Annotated in this window: 8 protein-coding genes; 4 read left to right on the top strand and 4 right to left on the bottom strand. The window is 46.6% G+C overall.

Features of this window, described 5'->3' with window-relative positions; all coding sequences use genetic code 11:
• The 3 genes from IKW96_RS05235 to IKW96_RS05225 form a co-directional block, all read right to left on the bottom strand.
• On the bottom strand, positions 1-1,184 hold a 1,184-nt coding region (locus IKW96_RS05235; RefSeq protein ID WP_296571253.1), incomplete at its 3' end, for a glycoside hydrolase family 11 protein.
• A gap of 419 nt (positions 1,185-1,603) precedes the next feature.
• On the bottom strand, positions 1,604-4,048 hold the full coding sequence (locus IKW96_RS05230) for a glycoside hydrolase family 44 protein (RefSeq protein WP_296571248.1): 2,445 nt from the start codon (positions 4,046-4,048) through the stop codon (positions 1,604-1,606).
• A gap of 68 nt (positions 4,049-4,116) precedes the next feature.
• The gene (locus IKW96_RS05225; RefSeq protein WP_296571246.1) at positions 4,117-5,013 is read right to left on the bottom strand and encodes a helix-turn-helix transcriptional regulator; all 897 of its coding nucleotides are present in this window, start codon (positions 5,011-5,013) and stop codon (positions 4,117-4,119) included.
• A gap of 343 nt (positions 5,014-5,356) precedes the next feature.
• Here IKW96_RS05225 and IKW96_RS05220 point away from each other — a divergent pair, with 343 nt between their 5' ends.
• The 4 genes from IKW96_RS05220 to IKW96_RS05205 are packed head-to-tail and all read left to right on the top strand — an operon-like array spanning position 5,357 to position 10,398.
• A complete protein-coding gene (locus IKW96_RS05220; protein ID WP_296571243.1) occupies positions 5,357-7,726 on the top strand; it encodes an ABC transporter permease in 2,370 nt (789 codons plus the stop codon).
• Positions 7,727-7,738: 12 nt separating this feature from the next.
• Positions 7,739-8,500 (top strand): ABC transporter ATP-binding protein, encoded by a 762-nt coding sequence (locus tag IKW96_RS05215; protein ID WP_296571240.1) that lies wholly within the window; start codon positions 7,739-7,741, stop codon positions 8,498-8,500.
• A gap of 1 nt (position 8,501) precedes the next feature.
• Positions 8,502-9,167 (top strand): response regulator transcription factor, encoded by a 666-nt coding sequence (locus IKW96_RS05210; protein ID WP_296571238.1) that lies wholly within the window; start codon positions 8,502-8,504, stop codon positions 9,165-9,167.
• 1 nt (position 9,168) lies between these two features.
• Positions 9,169-10,398: a HAMP domain-containing sensor histidine kinase gene (locus IKW96_RS05205; protein WP_296571236.1), complete on the top strand. Its 1,230-nt coding sequence runs from the start codon at positions 9,169-9,171 to the stop codon at positions 10,396-10,398.
• 104 nt (positions 10,399-10,502) lie between these two features.
• Here the strand turns inward: IKW96_RS05205 and IKW96_RS05200 are convergent.
• Positions 10,503-10,929, bottom strand: a 427-nt coding sequence (locus tag IKW96_RS05200) for a DUF4368 domain-containing protein (protein WP_296571234.1), incomplete at its 5' end; no start/stop codon positions are given.

Here is a 10,929-nt window from a genome sequence, read left to right as displayed (position 1 = left end):
TTATTCTGCTGACCCTGGTTCCAGTCGTTGCCGCCCTGGTTCCAGTTGTTCCAGTCGTTATTCTGCTGACCCTGATTCCAGTCATTTCCGCCCTGGTTCCAGTTGTTCCAGTCGTTATTCTGCTGACCCTGATTCCAGTCGTTGCCGCCCTGGTTCCAGTTGTTCCAGTCGTTGTTCTGCTGACCCTGGTTCCAGTCAAAACCGCCCTGATTCCAGTTGTTCCAGTCGTTGTTCTGCTGACCCTGGTTCCAGTCGAAGCCGCCCTGATTCCAGTTGTTCCAGGCGTTGTTCTGCTGACCCTGGTTCCAGTCGAAGCCACCCTGATTCCAGTCGTTGCCGCCCTGGTTCCAGTTGTTCCAGTCATTATTCTGCTGACCGCCGCCGAAATCGAAACCGCCCTGGTTCCAGTCATTTCCGCCGCCGAGATCCTGCTGCTGACCGCCGTTGCCGCTGTCAGCTGCATTAGTTGTAACTGTTACGCTCTTTACGTTAGCAGAACCGTTCGATCTGTAGCCTTCGATATTAAGGGAAACCTCATAGAGAGTACCCGACATATCAAGACCTGCCTGTGACCATGCGTCAAAGTGCTTGGATACGTCGATAGTTCCCTTCATGTAGTTAGTCTGATTATTAGCTGAACCGCTTGTAGTTCTTATGCTCCAATACTGTGGGAATGTTGATGTACCGTCGAGAGAAGGCTGATTGTAACGCATTGTCTTGGCAATTTCATATGTATTGCCGTTGAGAGTTACATTACCCTTTCTCTCACCGTCGTTTCCGGGTGGACGCCAGTCGCCCCAGCCTTCAACGATATAGTACTCCATGAGAGGATTTCTTGTCCAGCCATATACACACATATACGAATTTCCTCTTGGTGTGTACTCAACATCGTAAGTGAGGACAATGTTGCCGAAAGCCTTGTAATTCTTCTTCTGGCTGTCGAAATTCTTACCCATACGTGCAAGGAAGTTCTCAATATTGCTCCATGAGCAGGTAAAAGAACCTGCGCCGGGGTTCATAGAAGCCTGTCCCTGTCCGTTCTGGTTCCACATTTCGTAGTCATATCCGCCGATATTGCCTCTTGTCTGCTGATCGGCAGCAGAAGCTACAACAGGTATGCTTGCTGCGATCATCATTGCAGATACAGTACCGCTGATGACCTTTCTGATTTTTTTCGATTTCACTTCGATCACTCCTTCTGAGATGTTTTAGATTAAGTGATCCCTCAGAAAAATGAACGAGCTCGTATGTCTTTCTGTACATAATTATATTATTTTAACGATACGTATACAAGCCGAATATTGCGGTCGGTTTAAAAACTAACCATTTATTGCGTTCCTTAAAAGAGCTTTTTATCTGAAAAAAAGCACTTTTCAGCGCACGCTCCCGTGAAAACTCGTTTTATCGCCAAAGCATGGCAGTGCAGGATCTTATCATAATGTGCATTTTTGCAATATATATATTAAACAAGAGGCAATATTATATATATATGCCAATATCCATCTTTTTTTCACGATAAAGGTGAAAAAAGCGGCTGCAGCACGCTTTTAACGTGAAACAGCCGCTTTCATAATTCAATTGTCGAATGAGCGAAGAATGCTCATTACTTTATTTCACCCGGAAGAGTCTTTATAACATTAAGCTTGTAAAGCTGAATCGCAAGTGCGTCATTTGTTGTAACGCCGTCGCCTGCATTGCAGCAGTCCGCATTTACAAGTCCCTTATCCGTGATGTGGTGCTCATCGGTACCATTCTTGCCGTACTTGTTGGGATTTGCAAGAGACTGCATGATAATCACAGCATCTGCAAGGTCGATCATACCGTCGCAGTTTGCGTCGCCGTATACAGTTTTTTCACCTCCGTCTGAAGTTGCAGAAGAAGTTGTGACAGTTGATGTGCTTGTAGTTGCGGAAGTCGTTGTTGTTCCTGTTGTGGTAGTAGTTGTTACCGCAGGAGCTTCGCCCTGTTCATACTCATATACCACCTGAATGCCGGAATACTTGACTTCTATCTTGTCATCAACGGAAGCTTCACCTTTTTCGGAAGCGTCCCACCACTTCTGCAGCTCTATCTTGCCGTCAGCAATAGTAGCCTCAAGGTCCTCGGAGACCTTATCAGCTCCCTCGCCTGTAGTTTTGGTGAGTGTGCCGTCGAACTTCACTATAGCAGATACATTGCTGCCGAGACTGAGGGAGTAGTCCTTATATGTCCAGAAGCCCTCGCCGTCCTTTGATACCGCGTTCATACATACTGCACAGCCTGCTGTTCCCCAGCTTGAGCCTGCGCTCGATGTTACAGAGCCGTTGATGATTATCTTTGAAAGGTGCTTTGCGTCCTCGATGGGAACTACAACGAAGCCCTTGTCGTTTGTGAGCGACTCGATATCTGTGTATTCCTTTGTAACTGTGTCCTTCCTGGTCTCATAGTAAGTCTTGAGTCCGTCGAAAGCGTCTGCCTTGTCGGAAACTACTACCATAGCAGCCGAGAATGCAGGGAGCTCCACATTTACCTTGTTGTCCTTGACGTCCTTTACGATATCAATGAGCTTTATCTGCTCGTCGGTGCCGAAAATTGCATATACAGCTGCGGATTTATAATCCTTTGCCGCATTTTTGAGGTCGATAACGGCATTTTCACTGTTTGCCTGATCCTTGTTCGTGACCATTACAGTGACCTTTGAATCGTCCTCGGCGTTTACAGCTGCATAAGTGCTGGACTTTGAAACGTCCTCTGTAGCCGCAGGAATGAGGGTATCACCGAAGCAGCCGCCCTTGCCGTCGTAGTTGGTATAGAGGTTGATTCCTGCCATGATGAAAGGCTCGCCGCCCCAGAGTGTAGCGAAGTAAACGCCCTGGTCAGCGTAGCAGCCAAGCGCCTCAGCCTGTGCGATAGTTCCCGAAGCGTTATCACCGCCGCCGAAATTGTACTCGGAGATAGCAAGCTTTGTGCCGGGATAATATTTATCGATTGACTTCTTTACCGTAGGAAGTATCGGAACGTTCTCCATGCACCACTGTCCTATCCAGCTGTTCTCAACGAAGCCTTCCTCATAGAGAGTGCGGACAGACTGTAATCTGTCGTCGATGCCTTTTCTTGCTGACTCTGAGTAATAGTGAATATCGAGAACGTCAAGGAGTCTTGTGCCGCTTTCCTCGGAAGCCTTCTTCATCTGATCGAGGTAGCAGTCGAGATACCAGTGGTAGTTGTTCTCTGCCTTGACAGTTTCCCATTCGTCGTGGAAATCGTCGTCATCGAGATGGTCGAAAGCTGTATATCCGTAAAGTGCAGGTCCGAATATCTCCGCATTGGGATCCAGCTTCTTGACAGCCTTTGCCATTTCTATCGACTTGGTGCTGAGCTCCTCGATAGTAACAGGGTCGGGGTGCATTCTGCTGTGGGTCTCGTTCCAGAGAACCGGCTCGTTATCGAGGCTGTAACCCTGGATACCTGTCTCGGACCCGGAATCGCCAAGCTTTTTTATGATATAGTTTACATACTCGTCCATGTAGACTACACCGTCTGTAAGATCGGGAGTATCTGCAAAAGGAGCGTCCTTTGTGAGGACTACCTTGTTCCAGCGCTTTGAGGGAGCTTTCTCCTCCTCCGATACAGGACCTGCCTTATCTGCCGAAACATAGCCTGCAAGCTGGAGAGTCGTCAGCTTGTAGCCCACGCCGTACTTAGCTGCGTCCTTGGAGAGTACCTGTACGCAGTCGGCAGGATCATCGGACTCGGAAAGGTTGGTATCCGAGCTGTGCTTCCAGTCTGAGCCTGCGTTTGAAGCGTTGGTCTCCCAGTTATAGGCGGTCATACGGTTTCCGCCCTGACGAACCGCGTTCGCCCTGACGTCCTTGAGAGGCGAGGTGTACTGGTTTACGCCGTAAATAAGGGGTGAGATCTCCTTGCGTTCGCCCTTGAGGTCTACCGTGATATTCATGTCATAGCCGTCCGCTGCAAGAGCAAGGTTACTGTTTACGCCGCTCATGGGCGCGGTGACTGCACAGCCCGACACAACGCAGGCTGCAATAAATGCTGCTGTTTTCTTCATGTTTTCTCCTCCGTTTTATTCCGCCGTAATGCCCCGGCGGTATTATTAACAGCTGACGCTGTTATAGTCTAAAGTTCTCCTTCTCCCCACCACGGTACCTGAGGGACCACCTCGTCCTGCTCGCCGTTCTCGCGTCTGAACGCGCCCTGGCTCCACTCCTCAACATTTGGGTCCATATATTTTATATAGTTTGTAATGGTCTTTGCGAGGACAAGTATCAGGGTAAGAGGTATCTGATGCGTATAACCGTAAAGTATGACGGGCTGGTCTGAAATATCCGCGGAAACGCGCCAGACAAGTCCGAACCTGTCGAGCCTGTCGATGATATGCTGCACCTTTTCGGGAGCTATGCCAAGCTTGTCGGATATCATTGCCGTTGAAAACATCTTGTTCCTCACGCTTGCGCCGAGATAGCTTATGATACTGATAGCGTCGCCGTCCGCAAGAGTGTTGAAAAGCCGTATCATATTCGTGGTGTCGCCGAAGTAGGAATTAACACCGTTTTCGGGGATCTCCAGAAAGCAGAAGTACCGGAGATCCCTGCTCAGCCGTGATAGTGCCAGTTCACGGTCGGTTTTAAGCCCTGCATAAGTCTCGTGCTCATAACTGTCGCGGAGCTTTGCAACGGTGTCGTTGTTGGGATTGCAGGCACAGAGGGCGGTATACATGATCTTCATGAACTTTTCGGAGCGGTTTTCGGGAAGCGTCGCTCTCATTTCATCATCAACGAGCTGTTCGATATCTCTTTCACTGCTCATTACCTTTACGCCGAAAAGCGAATCAAGAGAGGTATTCAGTTCCTTAGCGAGCTGTGGGAGCAATTCACCGTCGGGATAGCTGGAATTTTCCCATTTGGAGACAGCCTGAGGCGAAACGTTCATACGAGCCGCAAGCTGTTCCTGTGTAAGCCCGAGGGCTTTTCTGCGCTTTACAAGGTTGATTCTGAAAATGCTGTTTTTATCCATGCCGCACCGCCTTTCTCTGTGCTTTCAACAATTACATTCTATCACAACATTTGGTTGAGTTCAAGCGAATAATAATAGACTTTTTGCAACCAATAGTTGTATTTGTAATAACAATCATTAAAAACTTGATTTTTTTTGCCCGTGTCTGCTGTTTTTTCCATAAAAGAAATATAAAGGCAAGAAGTTCTCAAAACTCACTTGAATTTATTAAATATAAATGATAAAATCATTATATGGAATATGTACACAAGCGAAAAACACTGGTATCATACTGAAAAATACATTTAAGGATTATTTAATAATTCCCATGCTAAGATAAAGACACAGAAAGCGAGGGGTTAATATGTATCTGAGAATACTAAAAAAGGACCTTAAACGGAAAAAGACCATGAACGTCATTCTCCTGTTGTTCGTAATACTTGCGACTATGTTCGCGGCGAGCAGCGTCAACAATATCATAACTGTTCTGAACGGTCTCGATTATTACTTTGAGAAAGCCGATATGAGTGACCACTTTGTCCTGACACTTAATCACAATGGCGATGAGATAGAAGAGTTTCTCAATAATCAGCCGAATGTCAAAGACTACCGCAGAGAAGATCAGCTTTTCTTCAACTACAGCGCCCTGACACAGAATGGCAAGAAAATAGTTGATCTTGGCAACTCCGTTCTGCTGCTTCCGATTGATAACGGAAAGCTGAATTACTTTGATAAGGATAACAATGTATTGAAAGAAGTTCCCGAGGGCTATGCTTACTTCACCGGAAGTCTTATCTCAAAAGCAGCTCTTGATTTCGGCGACGAATTTCAGACGAAGCTGGGCGATACAGAACTCACCTTCAAATACGCAGGCATCGCAAAGGACGCCTTCTTCGGTTCGGAAATGTTCAATAATCCGCGTCTGATAGTCAACAATTCGGACTATGAAAAATTCATGGCAGACGAAAAGGTAAGGGAAAACAACAGCGGCATTGTCTTCTATATCAATGGCTATGATAAAAACACTCTTGAATCTGACCTTTCGGATATCCCCACTGTAAACTTCAATAAGGGAATATCTGTGGTAAAAACAAGCTACATAATGAATATCATCGTAGCCGGAATGCTCCTGATAGTTAGCGTGTGCCTGATAATAGTTTCATTTGTCGTGCTCAGGTTCACCATAAGCTTTACTATCAACGAAGAGTTCCGTGAGATAGGCGTTATGAAGGCTCTCGGACTCAGAAACAGTTCCGTCCGCGGACTGTATCTTGTGAAGTATCTCGGTATCGCAGTTATCGGAGCATTTACAGGGCTTCTGCTGAGTATCCCGTTCGGAAACGCACTTATGAAGTCGGTCAGCGACAATATGGTGCTCGGAAATGATAACGCTCTGCTTATAAACATCGTCTGTAGCATTGCGGTCGTACTGATAATCCTGCTTTTCTGCTGGAGATGTACCCGTAAGATAAAGAAGCTCTCACCTATAGACGCAGTACGAAGTGGTCAGACAGGTGAAAGGTTCAGTAAGAGAGGTCTGCTTCACCTCGGCAAAAGCAAGCTTGGCGCAACTAAATTCCTTGCAGTCAACGATGTTTTCAGCAGCCCGAAGCAGTTCGGCGTAATGACGGTCATCTTTACGGTATGTCTGCTCCTTATAATGGGACTTGCAAATACCGCAAACACTCTTTCAAGTGGAAAGCTCCTCCCGCTCTTTGGCGCTCAGGAAAGCGACGCATACATTACAAGTACCGATATGATAGCAAAGGTAATGACAGGAGAAGTAACTTATAGGGAAATGTGCAATGAAATTGAGAAAAAACTTGCAGACAACGGTATGCCATGCAAAGTTACCTCAGAAGCTCTGCTATTCCCGACACTTGAAGCAAACGGCAAAAAAGCTTCACCTGCATTCATGTATAACAGAAACACAAATTCCTCTGATTATATGTACTCTGAGGGCTATGCTCCGAAATATGCAAACGAGATAGCGCTCACCACTCCTGTAGCCGAAAAGCTCGGCATCGGTCTGGGTGACAAAGTCAAGCTTACGCTTAACGGAAAGACTGACGATTACATTGTCTCGGCACTCTCACAGAGCCTGATACAATTTGGAGAATCAGGAAAATTCAACGAAAACGCTGACATTCCCGAAGAGAGTATCAAGCAGGTGCTGGGATTCCAGATTGATTTCGACGATTCCCCCGACAAAGCCAAAACGAAAAAACGAATAGAAAAAATGAAAGATATCTTCAGCACAAAGTATGTTGATGACACGGACGACTTTGTTATGCACTGCATAGGCACTGATATAAAGGACACAATTAACGGCGTAAAACTCATGGTGATACTTATAACAGCAGTGATAGTCATCATGATATCCGTGCTCATGGAGCGTTCCTTCATCTCAAAGGAAAAGCCGGAAATAGCCCTGATGAAAGCAATGGGCTTCAAGACGCGGTCTGTCATTGGTCAGCACATCCTGCGCTTTGCCATAGTTGCAGCAGTTGCTTCAGTGATATCCATAGCGCTTTGCTTGCCTGTCACAAAGCTCTGCATAAACCCCATATTCAGCATTATGGGAGCTATAAACGGTGTGGAATATAACATAAAGCCCGTTGAGGTATACATTATTTACCCGATAATCGTGGTGGCAGCCACACTGACCGGCGCGTTCTTCACCGCGATATACATGAAAACAATAAATGCTTCGGATACGTCCGATATAGAATAAAGGAGAATGGATATGACTACTGCTGTTCTTGAGGTCAAAGACCTCTGCAAGACTTATATAATCAACAAAAGGCAGAACAATGTTCTGAGAAACGTCAGCTTCCGCATAGACAAGGGGGAAATGGTAGCTGTTATGGGACCTTCGGGCTCGGGCAAGTCCACCCTGCTGTACACGGTCTCGGGAATGGACAAAATGACCGCAGGCAGCGTCAGCTTCTGCGGCAGGGACCTCGCAGACATGAGCGAGAACGACCTTGCGGAAATGCGCCTCGACGATATGGGATTCATCTTTCAGCAGATGTACATGATGAAAAATCTCTCAATCATCGACAATATCATACTTCCTGCGGTAAAGTCCAAAAAGAATAAGGACAGCCGCAGGGATATCGTCAAGCACGGCAGGGAGCTCATGCATAAGCTCGGTATCAGCGAGATAAGCGAGAACGACATAAACGAGGTCTCGGGCGGTCAGCTCCAGAGAGCCTGTATATGCCGCAGCATGATAAACGACCCTGATATGATATTCGCCGACGAGCCTACAGGAGCTCTCAACAGGACTGCCTCCGACGAAGTAATGGAGGAGCTGACAAAGCTGAACGAAAACGGCACCACATTAATGCTCGTCACCCATGATGCAAAAGTCGCTGCAAAATGCTCGAGGATACTTTTTATAGTTGACGGAAACATAAAGGGCGAGTATAATGTTAACAGGAAGCTTTCGCTCCATGAGCGTGAAAGAGGACTTAACAACTGGCTTCTGGAAATGGGTTGGTAAAATGGTAGATATACTTATCGTTGAGGATAATGAGGAGCTTTGCAGTCTTCTGTGCGATTTTCTCCGCTGTGAGAACTATACCGTAAGTACTGCCGCTTCTGCGGAAAAAGCCTTGTCCCTGTTTGAAAAATACGGGGCAAGGCTTGTCCTGCTTGATATAATGCTCCCCGGAACGGACGGCTTTGCAGTATGCAGACAAATAAGGGAAAAGGACAATACTCCCATAATCATACTTACCGCAAGAACGGACAAGGAGGACAAGCTCAACGGCATTCTCCTCGGAGCTGACGACTACATCGAAAAGCCATATGATATTGATATACTCATCGCAAAGATAAAGGGGATTTTCAGGCGCAGACTTGCCATTGACAAGCTTACTGACGGCGATATAGTCCTCGATCTTGCTGACGGTACTGTTGAAAAGGGCGGAGCTCCTCTAAGCATGACTGCAAAGGAATTTGAGCTTCTCCATCTGCTTATGGCAAATAAGGGACAGACACTCGGCAAGGACTTCATTTTCAACAGGATATGGGGAGCTGACAGCGAATCAGAGCCTCAGACACTTACCGTGCATATAAAATGGCTCAGGGAAAAAGTTGAGGAAGACCCGAAAAATCCACGGAAGATAATTACCGTATGGGGCAAGGGCTACCGCTGGGAGGACTGATATGAAGAGCTTTGACAGGATAGCGGCTGTTTTCGCAGTTCTTTTCGCTGTTTTTTTCCTGACCGTTAATATGATACTGCTGAAACAGAACAGATCCGAAGTACCGCTGTATAAAGTCGAAGTCAGCCGCGCGGAACAGGAGCTTGCAATGGGAAATCAGGTCAGTGCGGAGGATTATCCGAATATAATCGGTATTTACGAATATAATGGAGAAGACGGCTTCTGCAGCTCCGAAAACGAGTATATGATCAGTGAAATAAACAACAGGCTTTACCGCATAGAATATATGGACAAACCGCAGAAAAACAACTCACTTCTCGTCACGTTCAACGTAGTTCTTGCAGTTTTTGCCCTTATCGTAATTTCAGCGTTTATCTTTATCAGGCAAAAGCTGCTGAAGCCCTTCAACGAACTCAACAGCCTGCCCGAACAGCTTTCAAAGAGAAATCTCGTACTGCCGCTGAAAGAGCACAAAAGCAGGTTTTTCGGCAGGTTCATATGGGGACTGGATATGCTCCGTCAGGAACTTGAGCATTCCCGTCAGAAGGAGCTTGAATACGCCAAAAACGAGAAGACCTTCCTGCTTTCGCTGTCGCACGACATAAAGACTCCTCTTTCCGCAATAAAGCTCTACTCAAAGGCTCTTTCAAAGGGGATATATTCCTCTCCCGAAAAGCAGCTCCTTGCAGCAGAAAGCATAAACGAAAAGGCCAATGAGATAGAAAAGATAGTCTGCGAGCTGTCAGGCAATCTCAGCGGCGACGTTATGGACTTTGATGTCCGCTGCACCGAGTTTTACCTGTCGGACGTGATAAACAGGATAGACAAGTATTACAGCGACAAGCTCTCCGTAACGGGAACTTCATTCAGCGTCGGAGAATACAGTAACTGCATACTCCGCGGCGACGCCGACAGACTCGAGGAGGTATTGCAGAATATTATAGAAAATGCCGTGAAATACGGCGACGGGAACAGCATTTCCCTAAGTTTTTCAGACGAAGAGGAATGCCGCCTTATAACTGTAGCGAATACGGGCTGTACTCTTCCCGATAAGGAGCTCCCGCACATTTTCGATAGCTTCTGGCGCGGCTCGAATACAGGCTCCCAGCAGGGCAGCGGTCTCGGACTTTACATCTGCCGCAGACTTATGGAGCTCATGGGCGGAAGTATATATGCGGAAACAGTTGATGATTTAATGAAGATAACCGTTGTATGTCAGAAACAGAGCTGAATACTACATTTTTAATGCTGCAATATAAAAATAACCGCTCCATTAGAGGAGCGCCGATAAAGAAGTATTTAAGATTTTAAGATGAGGTTGCGTAACTGCCTTGGTTACGCAACCTTTCTCTTTTTGTCGTACTTCATACTGTCAGCGACCGCAGTCGATACTGCGACATCGAATCGATAATAAATGTCGATCTGCTGTGTGCGGTGACCGCTGCTCTTATCAGGAGCATGAACAACGATCTTCTCGATAAGCTCATGCATGATCTCTGGAGTAAGCTCCGTGATACGCTCATACTTCTGCACCACGCTGATGAATGCGGTCACATCAGCGGACTTCTGTTCGGCGGTTTCGATATAGGCAGTAAGCTCTGTAACGCTTGCCTTTAGTTTCTTCTGTTCGTCCTCATATCCTTCGGACATGACAGCAAATCGCTCATCGGAAATTTTCCCTGATACATTGTCCTCATAAAGCCTTGTAAACAGCCTGTCAAGCTCAATGATACGCTTTTCAGCCTGTTTCAGGGCTTTCTTT

It is taken from the genome of Ruminococcus sp. (genome assembly GCF_017549005.1).
Classification (GTDB): domain Bacteria; phylum Bacillota; class Clostridia; order Oscillospirales; family Ruminococcaceae; genus Ruminococcus.
The sequence above is the reverse complement of the archived record's forward strand: the minus strand, read 5'-3'. Positions and strand labels throughout refer to the sequence as shown.